Raw genomic sequence first — 24,671 nt, 5'->3', positions numbered from 1 at the left:
CTGATTAGAATCCTTTTTGCTATGCTTAAAAATCGTGAAAAATTTAATCCTGCTCTCCATTATTTATAGTTGACTCCAAGTAAAAATTTATATATTTTAATTATATCATTTAAATTAAATTTTTAAAGGATGATTTTTAAGTTAGAAAAATTTAAAATAATATTATTTAAAAATGTTTGATATTTTGAAATAATTATATTATTTAAATCAAAGAAAAAATTATGAGGTGAAAAATGATAATAGGAATACCGAAAGAGATTAAAACTAATGAAAACCGAGTTAGTGTTACACCTTCAGGTGTAGCTGAGTTTATAAAAAATGGGCACAAAGTTATAATTGAGAAAAATGCCGGTTTAGGTAGCGGTATTACAGATGACGAGTATATCAAAGAGGGGGCAGAAATAGTTGAAACTGCAGATGAAGTTTTTAATACAGCTGACATGATAATAAAAGTCAAGGAGCCACAACAGGTAGAAATAGAAAAAATGAAAGAAGGACAGATTATTTTTACTTACCTTCATTTAGCACCAGACAAAGAACAAACTTTGGGGTTAATGAAAAAGAAAGTGGTTGCAATAGCTTATGAAACAATAGAAGTAAATGGTAAGTTGCCACTACTTGAACCAATGAGCGAAATTGCTGGCAAAATGTCATCAATTATGGGCGCATACTATCTAGCAAAACCTTATGGTGGATCCGGTGTTTTAGCAGGAGGTGTTGCTGGTGTTCATAGCGCAAAATTTGTAATTTTAGGTGGTGGGACAGCTGGTTTAAACGCTGCAAAAATTGCTGCTGGACTTGGGGCAAGAGTAGTTGTTATGGATATAAATTTAGAAAGAATGAGATATCTTGAAGATATTTTACCTAAAAATTGTGAAGTAATTATGTCTAACAAATTAAATATTTTAAAAGAGATTCAAGATGCTGATTGTGTTATAGGAACTGTTCTCATACCAGGTGCAAGAGCTCCTAAATTGATTACAAAAGATATGCTAAAGCTTATGAAAAAAGGTTCTGTAATAGTAGATGTGAGTATTGATCAAGGCGGTTGTGTCGAAACGTCAAGGCCTACGACTCATCAAAACCCAGTTTATGAAGTTGATGGTATATTACATTATTGTGTTGCAAATATGCCTGGAGCTTATGCAAGGACATCTACATTTGCATTAACTAATGCAACTTTACCATTTGCTATCGAGTTAGCTGATAAAGGTTGGAAAACTGCATGTAAAGAAAATGAATCCCTTAAAAAGGGGCTTAATGTAGTAAATGGTTTAATTACATGTAAACCTGTGGCAGAAGCTCACGGTTTTGACTTTGTTGATCCAAATGAATTACTTTAGGGTGATTGAAAATTCATATATTTTTTTTGAACTATAAGTTTTGGTGTGTTAGTAAAAGTTTATTAATATACAAATGGGGTGAATGATGCCAATACAACCTTTACCTTTTGAAATTCAAATTTTTGAGTTGGAAAAAAAGATAGAAGAATTAAAGAAAGTTTCAGAGTTATCTGATGAATCATTATCTAAAGAAATTGAAAATTTGGAGAAAAAACTTGAGCAAGTTAAAGCTTCAATTTACAAATCTTTAACTCCTCAGCAAAAAGTTATGGTAGCTAGACATCCAAATCGTCCTTATACATTAGATTTCGTAAAATATATTTTTGAGGATTTTGTAGAGCTACATGGTGATAGACTTTTTAGAGATGATCCAGCAATAGTTTGTGGTTTAGCAAAATTGGATGGCGAACCTGTGACCATTGTGGGGCATCAAAAAGGTAAGAACACAAAAGATAATATTTATAGAAATTTTGGTATGGCACACCCAGAAGGTTACAGGAAAGCTTTGCGAGTATTTCAATTAGCAGAAAAATTTAGAAGACCGATAATTACTTTTGTTGACACACCTGGTGCTTTTCCTGGTATAGAAGCAGAAGAAAGAGGGCAAGCTGAAGCTATAGCCAGAAATTTGAAAGAAATGGCAGGCTTAACAGTACCAATGATAACAATTATAACAGGTGAAGGTGGTAGTGGAGGTGCACTTGCTATTGCAATGGGAAATAGAGTGTTGATGTTAGAACATGCAATCTATGCAGTTATCAGTCCAGAAGGTTGTGCTTCTATTTTATGGAAAGATGCATCCTATGCTGATAAAGCTGCTGAAGCACTTAAACTTACAGCACAAGATTTATTAAAACTTAAAATTATTGATGAAATAATTAAAGAACCACTTGGTGGAGCTCATCGAGATCATTTAGAGACAGCAAAAAATGTAAAGTATGCAATCAGAAAACATCTCAATGAATTATTGGCAATGTCACCTGAAAAATTATTTGAGGATAGGTACATAAAATATAGAAACATGGGAGTTTTTGCCGAAGCTAAATGAGCAAAATAAGGGTATTACCGAATGATGTTGCTGATAAAATTGCTGCTGGTGAGGTTGTAGAAAGACCGTTTAATGTTGTAAAAGAATTGGTAGAAAACTCTTTAGATGCTGGTGCTGACAAAATTGAAATTGAGCTTATTGATGGTGGCCTATCCTTAATCAAAGTTTCAGATAATGGTATAGGGATTGAAAAAGAAGATCTCCCTCTGACTATTAAAAGATTTGCAACCAGCAAAATTTCTAATTATGAAGATATCTTTAATATCAATAGTTTTGGATTTAGAGGTGAAGCTTTAGCTGCAATTAGTTCTGTAAGTGATTTTAGTATCAAGAGTAATGGATATGAATTAAGGGTAAATTTTGGAAAAATTGAAGAAATTTATCCAGCTTCATTTAACCCAGGAACTATTGTTACAGTTAAGAAGCTATTTGAAAAAATTCCAGCAAGACATAAGTTTTTAAAAAGTCCTATAGCTGAATTTAAAGAAATAATAAAGTTATTAAAACATATCGCTCTTTTAAACTATAATGTTTCATTTAAGCTTATTAATAACAACAATGTTGTTTTAGATTTAAAAAAAGATTCTAATATGATATCAAGAGCTAAGAAAGTATTAGATGAAAACTATAATTTTATTATGATTAATTACCAAAATGAAATCAAAATTACTGGCGTAATAACTCCGCCTAATATACAAAAATTAAGTAAAGATAATATCTTTATCGGAGTTAACAAAAGAGCAATAAAAGACAATCAAATAATTCAAGCTGTAATTCAGGGGTATTATAGAAAACTTCCAGAAAATAGATATCCCGTTGCTGTAATAAATATTGAAATTCCACCTGATCAAATAGATGTTAATGTGCACCCTGCTAAATTATTTGTTAGATTTTATAATAGCAGGTTGATATTCAAAGAGGTTTATAAAGCTATTGAAGAAAGTTTAGATAACAAATCAAGTAATTTGATTGATAACCACAATATTATTAATCAAAATGTGCAAAAAAATATTATTAAAGAACAGGATATAAAGTACACAGTAGACTTGACTCAAATGGTTAATATTATTGATATTGAAACAACAGATAATAATGACGATTTTGAAGAATTATTAAATAACGAGTTCAAAATAATAGGACAACTATTTGATACAATTATTTTAATTGAGAAAGATAATGAGCTTTGGATGATAGATCAACACATTGCTCATGAAAGAGTTCTTTATGAAAAATTGCTAAATAACAATGAAACAGTATCATCAATTTATTTAACAGAACCAATTTTAATCAATCTTGACGATGATTTATTAACTTTTTGTGAAAAAAATAGAGAAAAATTATTAAAATGTGGATTAGACTTTGAAGAATTTGGTAAAAATATTATTAAAATAAATGCCGTACCAAACCAATTTTTAAACATGAATATAGAAGAAGAAATTAAAGAGCTTATCGCTAATTCTGCAAATGATATTGATGAAAATATTTTAGAACCTATTTTTTTAAATATGTCCTGTAAAATGGCAATAAAAGCTGGTGAAAAGCTTTTAAAAAACGAAATGTATGAAATTGTTTTAAATCTTTTAAAATGTAGCAACCCCTTTACATGCCCTCATGGAAGACCAATCATATACAGAGTTTCAAAAGAAGAAATCTTTAAAAGATTTAATAGGCAATGATACCCATAATTACTGGTCCTACAGCTTCAGGAAAAACAGATTTTATTTTGAATTTATCTAAAAAATTAAATGTCGAAATAATTAGTGCTGATGCATATCAAGTATATAAATATATGGATATTGGCACTGCTAAACCAACAATTGAAGAGAGAGCACAGGTAAAACATTATTTAATTGACATACTAACACCTGATCAAACATACTCTGCAGGGGATTTTTTTGAACATGCCGAAAAATTAATAGAGAAAATTATTCAATTGGGTAAATTTCCTATTATTGTGGGCGGTACAGGATTATATGTGGAAACTTTACAAAAAGGGATATTTGAAGGTCCACCAAGAAACGATGAAATAAGAAACAATTTAAGAACCAAAGCTAAAAAACTAGGTTTAAAATATTTATACAATCATCTAAAAAAAATAGATCCTGATTATGCTTCAAAAATATCTGAAAATGATCAAGTAAGAATAATCAGAGCTCTCGAAGTATATGAAACATTAAAAATTCCATTTAGTATTGCACACAAGCTATATCATAAAAAACCTAAATATCGCTATAAGGTCTTTGTGTTTTATAGAGAAAGAACACAGCTGTATGAAAGAATTGATAAAAGAGTAGATAAAATGATAGAAGCAGGTTGGATTGATGAAGTTAAGCATTTGATGAAATTAGGTTATTCCAAAAATTTGCCATCCATGAAAGCCATTGGATATCAAGAAATCATTGAATTTTTAGAGTCAAAATATACTCTAGAATATACTGTTGATAAAATAAAAAAAAGAACTCGTAATTTTGCAAAAAGACAATTTACATGGTTTAGACACATGGAAAATGTAAGTTGGGTTGATGTTTCATTGTACAATTTAGAAAATTTAATTTATGAAATAATTAAAACTTATGATATTTAATAATAATTACATGATAAAATTTATTATTTCAATTAAGCACTACTTGACTTTGTTTAGTCTTGGTAGTATTATCCACAAAATTTTTGGAGGTAAAATGACTATATGCATTCAGTAAATGTAGGGATAATTGGCTATGGAACTGTTGGAAGTGGAACAGTTGAAGTTTTGCTTGATAACAAAGACTTAATAAAAAGAAAAACTGGAATAGAAATCAATGTAACTAAAATAGCAGATTTAAGAATCGATCAGATCAAAGATAAGTATTTAGAACAAATACCAGTTAAAACAAAAGATGCTTACGAAATTATCAATGATGAAAATATTGATATTGTAGTAGAGCTTATTGGTGGATACGAGCCAGCTAAAACATTTATAATGGAAGCATTAAAAAATAAAAAACATGTAGTAACAGCAAATAAAGCACTATTAGCCGTAGATGGTTTAGATATTTTTAAACTATCTGATGAAAATGATGTTTATTTAGGTTTTGAAGGAAGTGTTGGTGGTGGTATCCCTATTATAAGAGTAATTAAAGAAGATTTGGCAGCAAATAATATTAAAGAAATTTATGGTATCATCAATGGTACTGCAAATTATATTTTAAGTAAAATGGAGAAAGAGAAAAAGGAATTTGACGAAGTTTTAAAAGAAGCTCAAAAATTAGGGTATGCCGAAGCAGACCCTACATTCGATGTTGAAGGGATAGATACAGCACATAAAATTGCAATATTAGCTACACTTGCTTTTAATACCATTATCCCTTTTGATAAAGTTTTTGTTGAAGGTATTTCTAAAATTAAACAGGTAGATATAGATTTTGCCAATAGGTTAGGTTGTAAAATAAAATTACTTGCCATTGCTAAAAAACATGAAAATGATATTGAAGTTAGGGTTCATCCTACAATGATTCCTGAAAGATATATACTATCAAAGGTCGTTGATGTATTCAATGCAATTTATATTGTTTCTGATAAAGTTGATAGAACTATTCATTATGGTAGAGGAGCTGGTGCAAAACCAACAGGGAGTGCAGTAGCAGGAGATATTATTGATATTGCAAGGAAAATTTCTGCGGGATGTAAAAAAATAATACCTACTTTAGGGTTTTCTGATAAATACACACAATACTATCCTATAAGGGATATAAATGAAATTAGATCTTCATTTTACTTAAGATTTAATGCAGTGGATAAACCTGGTGTACTTTCTAAAATTGCTGGAATATTAGGTAAATATGATATTAGTATAAGCTCTGCTATACAACCTGGGGAAAGTTCACCTGGTGATGTTGTACCATTGGTATTTATGACTCATGAAACACTTGGTAGAAATGTTGCAAATGCAGTAGAAGAGATAGATCAACTTGATGTAGTAAAAGAAAAAACCGTTGTTATTAGAGTAGAAGGTAAGAAGTGATGAAATATGTAGTTTTATTATGCGATGGTATGAGTGATCATAAAATTGAGCAACTTGGAAACAAAACTATATTAGAATATGCCAATGTAGATAACTTTAATAAATTAGCAAAAGAAGGTATTTGTGGCCTTATTCATACTACTCCAAAAGGGTGGTATCCTGGCAGCGATATTTGTAACTTATCCATTTTTGGTTATAACCCTAAAGAAGTTTATACAGGAAGAAGCCCTATCGAAGCTGCAAGCATTGGTATTCAGCTAAATGAAAAAGATTATGCATTTAGATGCAACCTTGTTAGTTTGGATAAAAATTATGAAACAATGGAAGATTTTAGTGCTTACCATATAGATAATGATACGGCTAAACAAGCAATTAGCTATTTAAATGATAATTTAAAAGAATATGGAGTAGAATTTTATTCTGGAGTTGGTTATAGAAATATAATGGTTGTTAGAAATAAAGAATTTGATGTAAAGACAACTCCTCCTCATGATATAATGGGTAAAAAAATAGATAGATATTTACCAGTTGGTGAAAATTCACAATTTTTAGTTGAATTAATAAAAAAATCATGGGGCCTATTATCTGATAAATTTGGTAAAGCAAACTCTATATGGTTGTGGGGTGAAGGGAAAAAACCTACATTAACCCCGTTTCATGAAAAATTTGGGTTAAATGGTGCAGTGATTGCTGCTGTAGACCTTGTAAGGGGGATAGGTAAACTTGCCAACATGAAAATTATTGATGTTCCAGGTGCCACAGGGTTTATAGATACTAATTTTAAGGGTAAAGCAAAATATGCTGTTGAAGCCTTAAAAGAGGTTGATTATGTTTATATACATGTTGAAGCACCTGATGAAGCAGGTCATATGGGTAGTATTGAAGAAAAGGTAAAAGCCGTAGAGAATATAAATAATTTGATGCTTCCCGTTATTATTGAAGGTTTAAGGGAGTATAAAGAATATAGATTATTAATTGCTCCTGATCATCCAACACCAGTTAAATTGAGAACACATGTTGCAGAGCCTGTTCCTGCAATTATTTGGGGCTCCGATATAGAACCGGATAAAAACACTTTTTATAACGAATTTATAAATCCATCATTTGTGTTTAATGACGGTTACAAAATAGCAGATTTTTTCATTAGGAGGTATAAATGAGTTTAATTGTCATGAAGTTTGGCGGTACCAGCGTTGGAACTATTGAGCGCATAAAAAATGTAGCAAAAAGAGTTGCTAAAAAGAAAGATGAAGGGCATGATGTGATAGTTACTGTTTCTGCTATGGCAGGAGAAACAGATAGACTTATAAATTTATTAAAAGAAATAGATCCAAAGTATGATCCTAGAGAATATGACATGGTTGTCTCAACAGGTGAGCAAGTTAGTATCGGGCTTTTGGCTCAAGCTCTAAAATCGATGGGATATGATGCAATCTCTTTAACTGGCCCACAGATAGGGATGATAACTGATGGAGCTCATTCTAAGGCGAGAATTGTGGAAATAACTGGTGAAAGATTAAGAAAAGAGCTAGCAAAAGGGAAGATTTGTGTTGTAGCTGGTTTTCAAGGGATTTTTCCTGAAACAGGTGACATTACTACTTTAGGTAGAGGTGGTTCAGATACTACTGCAGTAGCCATAGCTGCAGCAATGAAAGCAAAGGTTTGTGAAATCTATACAGATGTTGATGGAGTATACACAGCAGATCCTCGTATTGTTAAAAAAGCAAAAAAACTCGATAAAATTTCTTATGAAGAGATGCTTGAGTTGGCTTCTTTAGGGGCAAAAGTTTTACAATCAAGAAGTGTAGAATTTGGTATGAAATATGGTGTTGATATTTTAGTTTTATCTTCATTAGAAGAAAAACCAGGAACACTAGTAACTAAGGAGGATAAAGATATGGAAAAAGTAATAGTTTCTGGAGTAACAAGTGATAAAAATCAGGCTAAAATTACAATTACAGAAGTTCCAGATAGACCAGGTATTGCAGCTGAAATTTTCGAGGAGCTTGCAAAACAGAATATAAATGTGGATATGATTGTTCAAAATGTAAGTACAGCTGGAAAAACTGATATATCTTTTACAGTAGCTCAAACAGATATTTTGAGAGCCTTTGATGCATGTAAAATAATAGCAAAAAATATAGGTGCATCAAATGTATTATCTGATGAAAATATTGCTAAAGTTTCTATTGTAGGGGTAGGGATGAAGAGTCATGCTGGTGTTGCTGCAGCAATGTTTAAAACTTTAGCTGAAAACAATATAAATATTCAGATGATTTCTACAAGTGAAATAAAAATATCATGCGTAATAGATGAAAAATTTTCAGAGTTAGCAGTAAGAGTTCTTCATGAAAGGTTTGTTGAGGAGGGAGACCATGTCTCGTGAGATAATACTTTATGACACAACATTAAGAGATGGGACACAAGCAGAAGATGTAAACTTTACTGTTGCTGATAAAGTTAGGATTGCTGAGAAACTTGTAGATTTTGGTATACATTACATAGAAGGTGGATGGCCTGGATCTAACCCAAGAGATATAGAATTTTTCGACGCTATAAAAAAATCTAAAGTTCCGTTGAAGCATATTGCTGCTTTCGGTAGTACCAGAAGAGCTAAAAAATCCTGTGATAATGATGAGATATTCCAAGCCCTTTTAAAAGCAGGGGTGCCAAATATTACGATTTTTGGAAAAACATGGGATTTACATGTTACTGAAGCTTTAAAAATAACTTTAGAACAAAATTTAGAAATTATCTACGATTCAATTCAATACCTAAAGAAAAGGGTTGATAATGTGTTCTATGATGCAGAGCACTTTTTCGATGGTTATAAAGCAAATAAAGAATATGCACTAAAAACGCTCATTGCTGCAAAAGAAGCTGGAGCAGATTGTTTAGTTTTGTGTGATACAAATGGTGGCACAATGCCAGACGAATTAGTAGAAATCATTGAAGAAGTTAAAAAAGAAATAGGTGAATATCCACTTGGAATTCATTGTCATAATGATAGTGAATGTGCTGTTGCTAATTCCTGTTTGGCAGTAAAACATGGGATTATTCATGTTCAAGGAACAATAAATGGATATGGTGAAAGATGTGGTAATGCAAATTTATGCTCAATAATACCTAACTTGCAACTTAAATATGGTTATAAATGTGTAACACCTGAACAATTGAGAAAACTAAAAGAAGTTTCTCGTTTTGTAAATGAACTTGGTAATCTAAAACATAATATACATCAGCCTTATGTAGGAAGATCAGCATTTGCACACAAAGGTGGTGTTCATGTTAGTGCAATATTGAAAAATTCAAGGACTTATGAACATATAGACCCAGAACTTGTTGGTAATAAACAAAGAGTTCTTCTATCTGATTTAAGTGGAAAAAGTAATTTGATTTACAAAGCCAAAGATTTTGGTATAGAAATAGATCCTAATGATGAAAAATTGTCTAACCTTTTACAACAATTAAAAGAGCTTGAAAATAAAGGTTTTCAGTTTGAAGGTGCTGAAGCATCATTTGAACTACTTGTTAGAAAATCTATTGGTAATTTTCAAAAATTCTTTGACCTTCTTAGTTTTAGGGTAATAGATGAAAAAAGGAGTGCTTTGGAGCCACCTTTTGCAGAAGCAACTGTTATGCTGAGGGTGGGTGGCGAAATTGAGCATACTGCTGCAATTGGAAATGGTCCTGTAAATGCTCTGGACAACGCTTTAAGAAAAGCTTTAGAGAAATTTTATCCAAATTTAAAAACTATGCAACTTGTGGATTATAAAGTTAGAATATTAACCGGTAAAGAAGGTACAAGAGCATTAACTAGAGTATTAATCGAATCTAAAGATGATAAAGACACATGGGGTACTGTTGGAGTAGCTCACAATATTATTGATGCAAGTTATCAAGCCTTAGTAGATTCTATTGAATACAAACTTTTCAAAGATGCCTACAAGTAAGAGAAATTAGGGATTTCCCCTAATTTCTCTTGTCTTTAAACTATTTTTTGCTATCATTGATTTAAAACATAAATTGAGGTGGTTTATGGCTTTAAAGCAGTTTGTTGTGTTTAAACTTCAGCAAGAAAAATACGCTATAGATATTATGAAAGTAGATGAGATAATCCGTATGATGGAAATTACAAAAATACCAAAAGCGGACTATTATATTGAAGGGATTATAAATTTAAGGGGTAAGGTTATCCCTGTCATTGATTTAAAGAAAAAGTTTGGTTTAGATTTAAAAGAGTATGATAAATTTACTAGAATTATGGTGGTGGATATTCGGGGCAAAAAAATTGGCTTTATTGTGGACGAAGTTGAAGAGGTAATGAGAATTGATGATGATTCTATTGATACCACTACAAGTTTTTCATCAAACATCGATGACAACTTTGTTATTGGTGTTGCCAAAACAGAAAAAGGGTTAATTGTAATAATAGATATCGAAAAAGTAATGTCAGAGGAAGAAACTGAGAATTTAGATATGTATTAATGACAGATAAAAACGAAATTTTAAAAATTATAAGTTTTGTTTATAAAAACCCAAATTCATTTGTTAAAAATTATAAAAGTTATTTAAATAATTTATTAAAAATAATTGGTAACTCTAATTTATCTATTAGAAATAAAATACTAAATGTATTAAATTCTAAAGAAATCTCTCATAATAAACTTTTTGAAATAATATATGAGCTAAATTTAATATATGTAGGGGACAAAAATCCCATTTCACTTAATTTACCAATAAGTTTTTTAAATGGCGTAGGGGAAAAGATCGAAAAAATCCTTAATAAATCAGGGATAAAAACAATAGAAGATATACTCTTTAATTTCCCTTATAAATACGAATATTATGGCAATTATAAAGATTTTATTTTAGTAAAAGGTACACTTTTAGAAAAAGAGATATTTCATACAAAATATGGGAAAAAAATTTTATTAGCAAAGTTTAATTGTAAAAATACAATTATATTAGGAGTGTGGTACTCTTTTAATAAAAATTACCCTTTGCCATTACTTATTGAAAAGAAAACTTTTTATCTTTATGGGAAAAAGGGGGAGTTTAATAACCTGCCAGCAATTATTCATCCAATTTTTTTGAAAGAAATTGAGTTAAATCAGATTATTCCAGTCTATTCAATTCCATCAAAAATTCCTAATAAGACATATTATAAAATCGTTGAAAATGCATTTTATAATTTTAGTGATAATCTAATAGAAAGTATCCCAAATTATTTGCTATTAAAATATAACTATCCTGACATCAAAAATGCTTTAAAATTAATACATTTTCCTGAAAATATTGAAGTAGCAAATAAAATCAGTATGCGAACGCACCCAGCGTTTGAGCGCTTTGTCTATGAAGAGCTCTTCTATTTACAAATCGGTTTATTAGCAAATAAAAGACTATTAAAAGCAACTCAAGGGATAAAATTTGATATAGATTTGGATAAATTAAAAAATCTAAAAAGATATCTACCTTTTGAACTTACAAATAGCCAAAAAAAAGTATTAGCTGAAATATTCAATGATATGAAAAAAATACAACAAATGAACAGATTGATACAAGGAGATGTAGGAAGCGGTAAAACAATAGTAGCTTTTATTGCAGGTATAGTTGCAGTCTTTAATAATTATCAGGTAGCGATTATAGCACCAACTGAAGTATTAGCAGAGCAACATTACAATAATTTTACAAAAACCTTTGGTGATATTTTTACAAAATGTTTGATTACTGGCTCTACTCCAAAAAAAGAAAAAGAAATATTAAAAGACAAAATAGCAAATGGTGAAATAGATTTTATTTTTGGTACTCATGCACTTATCCAAGAAGATGTGAATTTTAAAGCTTTAGGATTAGCAATTATTGATGAACAACATAGATTTGGTGTGGAACAAAGAAAAATACTTATAGACAAAGGTTATAATCCAGATATTTTACTAATGAGCGCAACACCCATACCCAGGACACTTGCTCTTACTTTTTATGGAGATCTTGATATTTCAATAATTGATGAAATGCCCCCAGGGAGAAAACCAGTTATTACAAAAGCCTATTCTGAAAATAGAATTTTAGAAGTGTATGACTTTGTCAAAAAAGAAATTTTAAAAGGGAATAAAGCATACTTTATATATCCTTTAATTGATGAAAGTGATAAAGTTGATCTTAAAGCAGCAACTATAAGCTTTGAAAAAATTAAAGATTACTTTGGTGATGATAAAGTGGTATTATTACATGGTAAAATGAAGTCTGAAGAAAAGAAGAAAGTATTGGATGAATTTAAACATGGAGATAAATCTATTTTAGTATCAACAACAGTCATTGAAGTAGGGATAGATGTTCCTGATGCAACAATTATGGTCATTGAAAATGCTGAAAGATTTGGCTTATCACAGCTACACCAATTAAGGGGGAGGGTAGGGAGAAACGACAAGCAATCATATTGTCTTTTAGTATATTCTAATAAAATTTCTGAAGATGGAAAAAAGAGAATTAATGCCATGGTAAAATATAATAATGGTTTTAAAATTTCTGAAATAGATTTAGAGTTAAGAGGGCCTGGAGACTTTTTTGGTACAAAACAATCAGGATTACCAGAATTTAGATTTTCTAATATTATAAGAGATATAAAGGTACTTAAAAATGCCAGAAAAGATGCAGAAGAAATTTTAAAAGAAGATCCATTTTTAAGTCTACCTAAAAATAAAATTATAAAAGAAATATTATTAAAAAAATGGAAAAAAGGATTTGATTACTTAAATGTAGGCTAATGATAAAATCTTCCTTGATGAACTTCAAATTTTAAAATATACTTAATTAGAGGATCATAATAAAATGAGGAGGCTTCCAATGAAGTTATTAAAGTTATCTGAAGATCAGTTAAGAAATATCTGCTCACCAATTAACCTGCAAAGAGCAGAAAATTATGTGGGGAAATTCTTTGATTGCAAAATAAAGGAAAATATAATTTTTGGAAAAATTAAAGGTAATCATGGAATTTATAATGTTTCTCTAAAAATAGATTCTGATCCATTAGAATATTCATGTGAGTGTAAAACATCTAAAGAGATGTTTTGTAAACATGCAGCTGCTTTAGGATTAACATATATTTATACACCTTGGGTTTTTGCTACTGATGAAAAAATAGATAGAGAACAAATTAGAAATTTAGATGAGTTATCTTTTTACTTAAAAACTACAAAACTAAAAACATTAATCGATGAATTAAGAACAAAAGGTGTTGGAATAGCTAAATTATCTGAAATAACAGGTGTATCATTACAACAAATAGCTTCCATTTTAAAAGATGATGAAAATGATAAATATCATGTCTTAACTGATCCTCTAAAAATGGCTTGTCTATATATTATTGAAAAAGATTTCGAAGTTTAGCTTCACTAGAAATGAAGGGGTTTTTGCCCCTTTTATACATATTTCCTATTGAAAAAAATTCATAATAAGTTTATATACTGGCAATTTGTTTGTTGGGAGGGATCTAGTGCCTAAAAGAAATGATCTAAAAAGTATTATGATTATAGGCTCAGGTCCAATAGTGATTGGGCAAGCCTGTGAATTTGATTACTCTGGAAGCCAAGCAGTAAAAGCTTTAAAAGAAGAAGGCTATAGAGTAATTCTAATAAATTCTAACCCTGCTACTATTATGACTGATCCAGAATTTGCTGACGCCACATATATAGAACCCTTAACAGTAGAAATAGTAGAAAAAATAATAGAAAAGGAAAAGCCTGATGCAATCTTACCAACAGTGGGTGGGCAGACGGCTTTAAACTTAGCGATTGATTTATATAACGCTGGTGTACTTGATAAATACAATGTTGAGCTTATTGGAGCAAAAATTGATGCCATAAAAAAAGCAGAAGATAGAGAATTGTTTAAAAAGGCTATGGCCAATATTGGACTTGAAATGCCAAAAAGTGCCTATGTAAAAACTTATGAAGAAGCTATGGAAGCAATAAAATTTATAGGATTTCCTGCAATAATTAGGCCTTCCTTTACCCTTGGTGGTACAGGTGGAAATGTAGCATACAATATGGAAGAATATAAAGAATATATAATTTGGGGTTTTGAAGCTTCTCCTGTACATGAATTATTAGTTGAAGAGTCTATTATTGGCTGGAAAGAGATAGAATTAGAAGTTATGCGTGATCTAAAAGATAATGTGGTTATAATTTGTGGAATTGAAAATTTTGATCCAATGGGTGTTCATACAGGTGATAGTATTACTGTAGCACCAATTCAAACCTTAACAGATAAAGAATATCAATTTTTAAGGGATGCAGCCATAAAAGTTATCAGAGAAATAGGTGTTGATACTGGTGGCTCTAATGTCCAATTTGCTATTGATCCTAAAACAGGAAGACAGGTAATTATTGAAATGAACCCTCGAGTTTCAAGAAGTTCTGCTTTAGCTTCAAAAGCTACTGGCTTTCCAATTGCCAAAATTGCTGCTAAATTGGCTGTTGGGTACACTTTAGATGAAATCCCAAATGATATTACAAAGAAAACTCCAGCTTGTTTTGAGCCCACAATAGATTACTGTGTTGTAAAATATCCTAGATTTACTTTTGAAAAGTTTCCTGGGGCTGATGACACCTTAACCACTCAGATGAAATCTGTAGGCGAAGTAATGGCTATAGGAAGGACTTTTAAAGAAGCTTTTCAAAAAGCAATAAACTCTTTAGAAATTGGTAAAACAGGTTTTGATGAAATATATTCTGAAGAAGAGCTTCAATACGATTCTTCTAAAGAAGAAATAATAAAATATTTAAAAAGACCTAATGATAAAAGGGTTTTTTATATAGCTGAAGCGATGAGAGCTGGATTTACTATTGAAGAAATATATAATTATACTCATATAGACAGGTGGTTTTTAGAAAATATTAAAGAAATTATTGATTTTGAAAGTAAACTAAAAACAATCAAAAATATTGATGAAAAATTACTAAACGAAGCTAAAAAATTAGGTTTTTCTGATAAAAGAATAGCTAAACTCATTGGTGTGAATGAAGAAGAGATTAGAATTCAAAGAGATAAATATAAAATAAAAACAGTTTATAAAAGGGTAGATACCTGTGGTGCAGAGTTTGAATCCAATACACCGTATATGTATTCAACTTATGAAGAGGAGTGCGAAGCTTTACCTACAGATAAGAAAAAAGTTGTAATATTAGGTGGTGGTCCAAATAGAATAGGGCAGGGGATAGAATTTGATTATTGTTGTGTCCATGCTTCCTATGCTTTAAGAGAGGTTGGGTATGAAACTATAATAGTAAATTGCAATCCTGAAACAGTGAGTACCGATTATGACACCTCTGATAGACTTTACTTTGAACCATTAACTTTTGAGCATGTAATGAATATTATTGAAAAGGAAAAACCTTATGGAGTTATAGTTCAGTTTGGTGGTCAAACACCTCTTAAGTTAGCTGTGCCATTAGAAAAAGCTGGAGTAAATATTCTTGGGACATCACCAGATAGTATTGACATTGCAGAAGACAGAGAAAGATTTCAAAAACTACTAAAAAAGATTAATCTAAAACAACCAGCTAATGGGATTGCAAAGAATTACGAAGAAGCATTAGAGATAGCATCAAAAATAGGGTATCCTGTCGTGGTTAGACCATCTTATGTATTAGGTGGTAGAGCAATGGAGATAGTTTATGACCAAGAATCATTAAAAAATTATATGAAATATGCAGTTGAAGCCAGTGAAGAACACCCAGTATTAATTGATAAATTTCTTGAAAATGCTGTTGAAGTTGATGTTGATGCTATAAGTGATGGTGAAATAACAGTTGTTGCTGGCATCATGCAACATATAGAAGAAGCAGGGATACATTCTGGAGACTCTGCTTGTTCTATACCACCAAGATCACTAAAAGAGGAAATAATCAATGAAATTAAAGAAGCTACAATTAATCTCGCTAATATATTAAAAGTAAAAGGTTTGATGAATGTTCAGTATGCAATAAAAGATAACCAAGTTTATGTATTAGAAGTTAATCCTCGTGCATCAAGGACTATACCTTATGTTAGCAAATCCATTGGAATCTCATTAGCAAAACTTGCTTCAAAAGTAATGGTTGGTTATAAATTAAAAGAATTAGGATTTACAAAAGAAAGAGATATCCCTTATTTTACAGTTAAAGAATCGGTTTTCCCTTTTGCAAAATTTCCTGGGACTGATCCGATTTTAGGACCAGAAATGAAATCTACTGGCGAAGTAATGGGGATAGATAGAACTTTCGGAAGAGCTTACTATAAAGCTCAAATTGCAGCTAATAACTCTTTACCTACTAAAGGTACTGTTTTTATTAGTGTAAAAGATAGTGTTAAAAAAGATATTTTACCTGTAGCCAAAAAGCTTGAAAAACTAGGATTTAATATTGTAGCTACATCAGGGACTTATAGATTTTTAATAAATCATGGAATAAAAGCAGAACATGTCTTAAAAGTACAAGAAGGAAGACCAAATATTGTAGATTTAATAAAAAGTGATAAGATAGATTTTGTAATAAATGTTCCTGAAGGTAAAAAATCTAGATTAGATTCTAACTCCATAAGAAGGGTTATCTTAAAATATAACATCCCTTATGTAACAACAATTGAAGCAGCAATTGCTAGTGTAAATGGGGTCGAAGCTTATATTAATGAAGGTGTTTCTGTTAAATCACTTCAGGAGTATTATAAAGAAATTCAATCTTAAGGTGATTTATGAAAGGTGAAATAGTATTTAATAAAAAATTGAGCGATAAATACTATTATATGAAAATAAAGTCTCCTGATTTTGTTATAAATGCTAAACCTGGTCAATTTTTTATGCTTAAAACACAAAATTTCGATTATTTAGTTGATCCTTTATTAAGAAGACCCTTTGGCATTTGCGATATAGATAATGATTGTTTTACGCTTTTATACATATTAATAGGGAAGGGTACATACCTTTTATCCAATCTACATCCAGGGACAATCATCTCTTTCTCAATACCATTAGGAAACCCTTTTACAATAGTAAAAAATAGCAAAGTAGCTTTGATTGGTGGCGGTGTAGGAATAGCACCACTTTTATTTTTAGCAAAGACTTTGAAATCAAATAATAACTTTATTACTCTTTATTATGGCGGTAAAACCAAAGACGATATTCATTTAATAGAGGAGTTTGAAAAATATTGTGATAATATTTTGATTTCTACAGAAGATGGTAGTATAGGATCTAAAGGAGTTATAACAGATTTAATTAAAAATTTTGATTATGATATAGTTTACTCTTGTGGTCCAAAACCAATGATGAAAGCTGTAATAAATTTATTTAAAAATAAAGTATCCAAAATTGAAGTTTCTTTAGATGAAAGGATGGCTTGCGGATTGGGTGCTTGCCTTGGATGTATTGTTTATCTAAAAGATGGAGAAAAAATAGTTCAGAAGAGATGTTGTATAGAAGGTCCTGTATTTGATGGCTATAAAATTGTATGGGAGCACTAAATGCAAAAAAACAAGCTTGAAGTGGAAATATGTGGCATAAAATTTAAAAATCCTATCATCACAGCAAGTGGTACATTTGGTTATGGTATAGAATACTCAAAATATATTGATATATCAAAATTAGGGGGGATAAGTGTAAAGGGGCTGTCTTTAAATGAAGTTAAAGGGAACAAAATGCCAAGAATTATTGAAACACCAGCAGGGATGTTGAATGCAATCGGTTTGCAGAATATAGGAGTTAATAGATTTATAAATGAAAAATTACCATTACTGAAGAAGTTTGATACTAAAATTATTGTAAATTTCTGGGGGAAAACAATTGAAGAATATGTAGAAGTCGCAAAAATCTTAGATTCAGTAGAAATAGATATGCTTGAAATGAATATATCTTGTCCAAATATTAAAGAGGGTGGTATTGCATTTGGAACAGATCCTAAAATGACAGAAAAAGTAGTGTCATCAGTCAAAAAGAATATAAATAATAAACCATTAATTGTAAAATTATCCCCAAATGTCACAGATATAAAGCTTTTTGCAAAAATATGTGAAGATTCTGGAGCAGATGCAATTAGTGCTATTAATACACTACTTGGGATGTCAATAGATATAGAAACAAAAAAACCTCATCTTTCAAACATCACTGGAGGCTTAAGTGGCCCAGCTATTAAACCTGTAGCAATAAGAATGGTTTATGAAGTATACAAATCTGTTAAAATACCAGTTATTGGAATTGGTGGTATAATGAATTATAAAGATGTGCTGGAATTTTTCATAGCAGGCGCATCTGCAGTTCAGGTAGGGACAGCAAACTTTGTTGATCCTGAAATACCTATAAAAATTATAAACGATTTAAAAAACTATTTAGAAAACAAAAAAATTGATAATATTTCATCTTTAACTGGCTCTATAAAAATAAATTAAAATAATATAAACATCATCCTTAATCATCATATTAAGATTTCTTCGCTGATGATAAGATAAGAGGGTATTGCACAATAATAATTACTTAAATATTTTAGATTGCTTCGCTAACGCTCGCAATGACAAATTCCACTGTCATTGCGAGGCAACAATAGTTGCCGAAGCAATCTCACGATTATAAGATTATCAATACATTAGTATATTGTGCAACATCCTCGATAAGATCGATAAAGCAATTACTTTTAAGTTTTGAGTTAGGTAACTAATTTTTTCCTAAATAAAAAAACTATTTTGCTACACTACAAAAAAATAAAAGATAACTCTACCAACTAATGTAATGTCCGATAAGATATATTATGTTAAATTTATTTTTATTGCTTAGTTTTTTTTGATGTTTTATTATTTATCATCTTTTAAGAGGTTGCTTTATGAAATTTAAAAGTTTTCAATTCATTGATAAAATAATTAATGCTCTTGAAGAGCAATTTCCACGAAGATGTTCTTGTGGTAAAGAGTTTGAAAACCTCAAAGATTTTCTAGAAAATACAACTCTTCCTTCACTTCAGAATCTTCAAATTTTTGATTGCGAACATATGCAAGAAATTTTAGCTTTAAGAAATTGCAATAATTGTCATTCTACAATTTCAGTAAGGTGCGCTTTAAATCAAAATGATAAAAAAACTTTACTTAACTCTATAAAAGAAGATATTTCTAATAATTTATTAAACGAAGATGAGTTTTTAATATTATTTAGAGATCAAGTCTTAAAAAATATTCAAAAAAAATATTATATAGCAAATGATGCTAAATAAAGATGCCTTTATTTTCTTTGACTTAGATGGAACAATAATAGATACTTTAGATGATATCCATAATTCACTTATAATAACATTAAAAGAATTCGGTTTTAAAACTTTTTCAAAAGAAGTAACTAAAAGCTATGTAGGAGATGGTATAAAAAAACTTATTGAGCGAGCTGTTGGCAAAGAAAATTATAGAAAAGACATCGAGATATTTTTCAGACATACATATAATCAAAAAATAATTGAAAATTCACAACCTTATGATGGCATTATTAAAGTTTTAGATACTTTAAATCAATACACCAATTATTTGTTTATAATTTCAAATAAATCTTTTGATTTTACTGATAAAATTGTAACTCACTTTGGATTAAATAAATATTTTAAAGGCTGGTTTGGTGGGGATAGTTTTGCTGAAAAGAAACCGTCCCCTCTTCCGATTTTAGAAATTTTTAAAATGTATAAATCATCTCCTAGTAAACAATCTTTTATTATTGGGGATAATTATACTGATATTGAATGTGGCTACAATGCAGGAATTTCAACTATATTTTGCAAATATGGTTACGGTAAACTAAGTGATATAAGTCCTGACTTTATCGTCACTACCCCTTTAGAAATAATTAATGTTTTGGAGGTTACACAGTGAGACGAATTGCAGTTTACGCAGATTTTATCTATTATGATGAATCTTTTATTAAAAATTCTTATCTTCTAATTGAAAATAGTTATATAAAGGGTGTTTCTAATGAAATAAATAAAGATGAATTTGATGAAATCATTATAAAAGAAAATTCCATTATATTTCCTGGTTTTATAAACACTCATACCCACTTACCAATGGTTTATTTTAGAGGGCTTGCCGATGACTTACCTTTAATGGATTGGCTTCAAAATCATATATGGCCTGCAGAAAACAAATGGCTTAATGATGAATTTGTATATGATGCTTCACTACTTGCAGCATGTGAATTAATTAGATGTGGAACAATATGTGCAAACGATATGTACTTTTATTCCGATTCAATAGCTAAAGCTTTAAGCAAAGCAGGAATAAAGGTAGTTGTAGGTGCAGGTGTATTAGATTTCCCAACAAAATTTGCTAAAAATATCAATGAGTACTTAAATAAAGCTCAGTTATTGATTGATAAATATAATGATAATGAATTAGTAAAAGTAGCAATATGCCCTCATGCACCTTACACTGTTTCTCCTGAAAGCTATAAAAAATGTATTTCCTTCGCAGAAAAAAATAATATAATTTTACATACACATCTTGCCGAAACAGAATGGGAAATAAAGGAGATATTAAATAAATATGGGAAATCACCTATTACCCTAATGAATGAAGTGGGGATGTTTGATGCAAAATCAATCTTTGCCCATATGGTTCATTTAAATAACAAAGAAATAGAATTAATAGGTAAAAAATCAGTAAATGTATCACACTGTTTAGAAAGTAATTTAAAGCTAGCAAGTGGTTTTGCGCAAGTTAAAGCTATGTTAGAAGCTGGAGCAAATGTTTCGATCGGCACTGATGGTGCTGCAAGCAATAATGATCTTGATATTTTAGCTGAAGCCTCTACAGTGGCAAAATTTCATAAAGCTTTAAATAATGATGCCACTGCATTAAATGCAAAAACAGTTTTAGACATGCTCACTATCAATGCTGCAAAAGGTTTATATTTGGATAAAATGGGAAAACTAAAAGAAGGTTATTACGCAGATTTTATAGTTATTAATTTAAATAAACCTCATTTACAACCAATGTATAATCCTATTTCACATTTAATATATTCTGCTAAATCTACTGATATCACAGATGTTTTTATAAATGGAAAACATGTCTTAAAAGATGGTGTAATAACAACAATTGATGAAAACGAAGTTATTGAAAAAGCAAAATATTGGTCAAACAAAATAAAGAATAACAATTAATGGAGGGGTATTAATGAGTTATAGTGAGTATAAAAACCCACTGACGGAAAGATATTGTTGTAAAGAAATAAACTATATTTTTTCTCCTGAAAAAAAGTTTACTACATGGAGAAAATTATGGATTGCTTTAGCCGAAGCAGAAAAAGAGCTAGGTTTGCCAATCACTGATGAGCAGATCGAAGAAATGAAACAAAATATCAATAACATAGATTTCGAATATGCAAAAGAAATGGAAAGAAAATTTAGACATGATGTAATGGCTCATGTCCACACCTTTGGTAAAGTAGCACCTAAAGCTATGCCAATTATACATCTTGGTGCTACCTCAGCCTATGTCGGTGATAATGCTGATCTCATTGTTATGAAAGAAGCACTAATTCATATAAGAAAAAAAATGGTAAATTTAATTAACAACCTAAAAAATTTCTCTCTTAAATATAAAGACTTACCTACTCTTGGCTTTACCCATTATCAACCAGCCCAACTTACTACTGTAGGTAAAAGAGCTGCACTCTGGCTTCAAGATTTAGTAATGGATTTTGAAGAAATCGAATTTGTAATTGAAAATCTTAAATTTAGAGGAGTAAAAGGGACAACAGGCACTCAAGCTTCATTTATGAAACTCTTTAATAATGATAGTGAAAAAGTTAAAAAACTTGATGAAATTGTTAGTAAAAAAATGGGATTTGATAAAGTATTAAAAATTACAGGCCAAACTTATACTAGAAAACAGGATACAAAGGTGCTTACAATTTTAGCAAAAATTGCTGAAAGTGCTCACAAAATGGCTACAGATATTAGGCTACTTCAAAACCTTAAAGAGATTGAAGAACCCTTTGAAAAAACACAAATTGGTTCCAGCGCCATGGCTTATAAAAGAAACCCAATGAGGAGTGAAAGGGTATGTTCATTGGCAAGATATGTAATTAGTCTATCCTTAAATCCATATATGACTCATGCAACTCAATGGTTTGAAAGAACCTTAGATGACTCAGCTAACAGAAGGATTTCAATTCCTGAAGCTTTCATGGCAATTGATTCTATTTTAAACCTTTTAATAAATATTACTGACGGAATGGTGGTATATGAGAAAATGATTGAAAAACATATAAATGATGAATTACCTTTTATGGCTACAGAAAATATTATAATGGAAGCAGTAAAAAAAGGTGGAAACAGACAGGAAATGCACGAAATTATCAGAGTTCACTCAATGGAAGCAGGTAAAAGGGTAAAAATGGAAGGAAAGTCAAACGACTTATTAGAAAGACTTGCAAAGGATGATAGAGTTCCTCTAAGTATGGAAGAAATTAAATCTCTTTTGAACCCTAAAGATTTTATCGGTAGAGCTTCTGAACAGGTGGAAGAATTTATCAATGAAGAAGTACAGCCAATTATAGATAAATATTCAAAGGATTTAGGAGTAGATGTAGAAATAAAAGTTTAATAAAGCAGGGGATACCCCCTGCCCTATTTTTTACAACACAATATTTTCTTTATATTCACCAAAAACATTTTTTAAAGATTTTACAATTTCCCCAAGAGTTGCATAGTTTTTAGCACAATTGATAATATATGGCATAAGATTTTCATTTGTTTTTGCCACTTCTTCTAATCTCTTTAGAGAGTTTTGTACAGCTATATTATCCCTTTTTTCTCTTAATTCTTTCAATTTTCTTTTTTGATTTTCTTCTACTTTTGGATCTATCTTGAGAATATCTTTTGGAGGCTCTTCTTCTATTTGGTATTTGTTAACACCAACTACAATCTGCTCCCCTTTTTCGATAGATAATTGATATTCATAAGCGCTATTTTGAATCTCTTTTTGTACATAACCCATTTCAATAGCTTTTATCATCCCACCTAATTCATCAATTTTTTTAATATATTCTTCAGCTTTTTGTTCTATCTCATTTGTCCAGCTTTCAATAAGATATGAGCCAGCCAATGGGTCAATTGTATCTGCAACACCACTTTCATGTGCTATAATCTGTTGAGTTCTTAAAGCAATCCTTACTGATTTTTCTGTAGGTAAAGCTAATGCTTCATCATAAGAGTTTGTATGTAAGGATTGAGTACCCCCTAATACTGCAGCTAAAGCTTGTATAGCAACTCTAACTATATTATTTTCTGGTTGTTGTGCAGTTAATGTACTTCCTGCTGTTTGAGTATGAAAACGGAGCATACATGATCTTGGATTTTTAGCCCCAAAGCGCTCTTTCATTATTTTAGCCCATAATCTTCTTGCAGCCCTAAATTTTGCAATCTCTTCTAAGAAGTTATTATGACAATTAAAGAAAAATGATAATCTACCAGCAAACTCATCCACATCTAAACCTGCTTCAATTGCTGATTTCACATATTCTATACCATCAGCAAGAGTAAATGCCACCTCTTGAACAGCTGTAGAACCAGCTTCTCTAATGTGATAACCACTTATACTTATAGTATTCCATTTTGGAACATAATCTTTACAAAAAGCAAAAATATCTGTGATAATCCTCATCGATTCCTTTGGAGGAAATATATATGTTCCTCTTGCAATATATTCTTTTAAAATATCATTTTGAATCGTACCACTTAATTTATCAGAAGATACTCCCTGTTTTTCAGCAACAGCAATATAAAAAGCTAGTAATATTGAAGCAGTAGCATTAATTGTCATAGAAGTAGAAACTTTATCTAATGGGATACCATCAAATAAAATTTCCATATCTGCTAATGAATCGATAGCAACACCTACTCTACCAACCTCCCCTTCTGCCATAGGGTCATCAGAATCGTAACCAATCTGTGTAGGTAAATCAAAAGCAACAGAAAGCCCCATTGTACCTTGTTGTAATAAATAATGATATCTTTTATTTGACTCTTCAGCCGTAGCAAAACCAGCGTACTGTCTCATAGTCCAAAAACGGCTTCTGTACATTGTTGGCTGAACACCTCTGGTAAAAGGGTATAAACCTGGATACCCCAATTGCTCATCATAGTTTAAATTTTTTATATCATCAGGAGTATAAAAAGGCTTTATTTTAATCCCACTAGTAGTTCGAAAATCTTTTTTTCTTTCAGGAAATCTTTCAATAGACTTTTTATATAATTCTTCCCACTTTTTATACATA

Annotated in this window: 19 protein-coding genes; 18 read left to right on the top strand and 1 reads right to left on the bottom strand. The window is 30.4% G+C overall.

What is annotated here, in order from left to right; all coding sequences use genetic code 11:
• The first annotated feature begins 233 nt into the window (after positions 1–233).
• From ald to purB, 18 genes are all read left to right on the top strand, one after another.
• Positions 234–1,343: an alanine dehydrogenase gene (ald, locus tag OWM07_RS07465; RefSeq protein WP_423303056.1), complete on the top strand. Its 1,110-nt coding sequence runs from the start codon at positions 234–236 to the stop codon at positions 1,341–1,343.
• Positions 1,344–1,425: 82 nt separating this feature from the next.
• Positions 1,426–2,391, top strand: coding sequence for an acetyl-CoA carboxylase carboxyltransferase subunit alpha (locus OWM07_RS07460; protein WP_479723457.1), 966 nt, complete (start codon positions 1,426–1,428; stop codon positions 2,389–2,391).
• A complete protein-coding gene (gene mutL, locus OWM07_RS07455) occupies positions 2,388–4,067 on the top strand; it encodes a DNA mismatch repair endonuclease MutL (protein ID WP_423303054.1) in 1,680 nt (559 codons plus the stop codon). Before OWM07_RS07460 ends, mutL begins: the two co-directional genes overlap by 4 nt.
• Positions 4,064–4,975, top strand: a complete 912-nt coding sequence (gene miaA / locus OWM07_RS07450) for a tRNA (adenosine(37)-N6)-dimethylallyltransferase MiaA (protein ID WP_423303053.1) — start codon at positions 4,064–4,066, stop codon at positions 4,973–4,975. Before mutL ends, miaA begins: the two co-directional genes overlap by 4 nt.
• Before the next feature lie 102 nt (positions 4,976–5,077).
• The gene (locus OWM07_RS07445) at positions 5,078–6,391 is read left to right on the top strand and encodes a homoserine dehydrogenase (protein WP_423303052.1); all 1,314 of its coding nucleotides are present in this window, start codon (positions 5,078–5,080) and stop codon (positions 6,389–6,391) included.
• Complete coding sequence (locus tag OWM07_RS07440; protein ID WP_423303051.1) at positions 6,391–7,551, top strand: cofactor-independent phosphoglycerate mutase; 1,161 nt, start codon at positions 6,391–6,393, stop codon at positions 7,549–7,551. The genes OWM07_RS07445 and OWM07_RS07440 overlap by 1 nt, the downstream gene beginning before the upstream one ends.
• The gene (locus OWM07_RS07435) at positions 7,548–8,777 is read left to right on the top strand and encodes an aspartate kinase (RefSeq protein ID WP_423303050.1); all 1,230 of its coding nucleotides are present in this window, start codon (positions 7,548–7,550) and stop codon (positions 8,775–8,777) included. Before OWM07_RS07440 ends, OWM07_RS07435 begins: the two co-directional genes overlap by 4 nt.
• Positions 8,767–10,344, top strand: coding sequence for a citramalate synthase (cimA, locus tag OWM07_RS07430; RefSeq protein WP_423303049.1), 1,578 nt, complete (start codon positions 8,767–8,769; stop codon positions 10,342–10,344). Before OWM07_RS07435 ends, cimA begins: the two co-directional genes overlap by 11 nt.
• Before the next feature lie 85 nt (positions 10,345–10,429).
• On the top strand, positions 10,430–10,879 hold the full coding sequence (locus OWM07_RS07425; RefSeq protein ID WP_423303048.1) for a chemotaxis protein CheW: 450 nt from the start codon (positions 10,430–10,432) through the stop codon (positions 10,877–10,879).
• Positions 10,879–13,158, top strand: coding sequence for an ATP-dependent DNA helicase RecG (recG, locus tag OWM07_RS07420; protein ID WP_423303047.1), 2,280 nt, complete (start codon positions 10,879–10,881; stop codon positions 13,156–13,158). Before OWM07_RS07425 ends, recG begins: the two co-directional genes overlap by 1 nt.
• A 79-nt stretch (positions 13,159–13,237) precedes the next feature.
• The gene (locus OWM07_RS07415; protein ID WP_423303046.1) at positions 13,238–13,780 is read left to right on the top strand and encodes an SWIM zinc finger family protein; all 543 of its coding nucleotides are present in this window, start codon (positions 13,238–13,240) and stop codon (positions 13,778–13,780) included.
• Between the two features lie 106 nt (positions 13,781–13,886).
• Entirely contained in the window at positions 13,887–17,114 is a 3,228-nt protein-coding gene (gene carB, locus OWM07_RS07410; protein ID WP_423303045.1) for a carbamoyl-phosphate synthase large subunit, read from the top strand.
• A gap of 8 nt (positions 17,115–17,122) precedes the next feature.
• Positions 17,123–17,890 carry a dihydroorotate dehydrogenase electron transfer subunit gene (locus tag OWM07_RS07405; RefSeq protein WP_423303044.1) on the top strand — a complete coding sequence of 256 codons (768 nt, stop codon included), beginning with the start codon at positions 17,123–17,125 and terminating at the stop codon, positions 17,888–17,890.
• Positions 17,891–18,811: a dihydroorotate dehydrogenase gene (locus tag OWM07_RS07400; protein WP_423303043.1), complete on the top strand. Its 921-nt coding sequence runs from the start codon at positions 17,891–17,893 to the stop codon at positions 18,809–18,811.
• Between the two features lie 428 nt (positions 18,812–19,239).
• On the top strand, positions 19,240–19,623 hold the full coding sequence (locus tag OWM07_RS07395; protein ID WP_423303042.1) for a hypothetical protein: 384 nt from the start codon (positions 19,240–19,242) through the stop codon (positions 19,621–19,623).
• Complete coding sequence (locus OWM07_RS07390; protein WP_423303041.1) at positions 19,610–20,263, top strand: HAD family hydrolase; 654 nt, start codon at positions 19,610–19,612, stop codon at positions 20,261–20,263. Before OWM07_RS07395 ends, OWM07_RS07390 begins: the two co-directional genes overlap by 14 nt.
• Complete coding sequence (locus OWM07_RS07385) at positions 20,260–21,552, top strand: amidohydrolase family protein (protein WP_423303040.1); 1,293 nt, start codon at positions 20,260–20,262, stop codon at positions 21,550–21,552. Before OWM07_RS07390 ends, OWM07_RS07385 begins: the two co-directional genes overlap by 4 nt.
• Before the next feature lie 13 nt (positions 21,553–21,565).
• Positions 21,566–22,999 carry an adenylosuccinate lyase gene (purB, locus tag OWM07_RS07380; protein WP_423303039.1) on the top strand — a complete coding sequence of 478 codons (1,434 nt, stop codon included), beginning with the start codon at positions 21,566–21,568 and terminating at the stop codon, positions 22,997–22,999.
• A 30-nt stretch (positions 23,000–23,029) separates the two neighbouring features.
• On the opposite strand, the gene OWM07_RS07375 is transcribed toward purB, so the two are convergent.
• Positions 23,030–24,670 (bottom strand): acyl-CoA mutase large subunit family protein, encoded by a 1,641-nt coding sequence (locus OWM07_RS07375; RefSeq protein WP_423303038.1) that lies wholly within the window; start codon positions 24,668–24,670, stop codon positions 23,030–23,032.
• Position 24,671 lies beyond the last annotated feature (1 nt).

The organism is Deferribacter thermophilus (assembly GCF_049472675.1).
In the GTDB taxonomy this organism is placed as follows: domain Bacteria; phylum Chrysiogenota; class Deferribacteres; order Deferribacterales; family Deferribacteraceae; genus Deferribacter; species Deferribacter thermophilus.
Note: the sequence above shows the minus strand (reverse complement) of the source record. Positions and strands in the feature narration are given on the sequence as shown.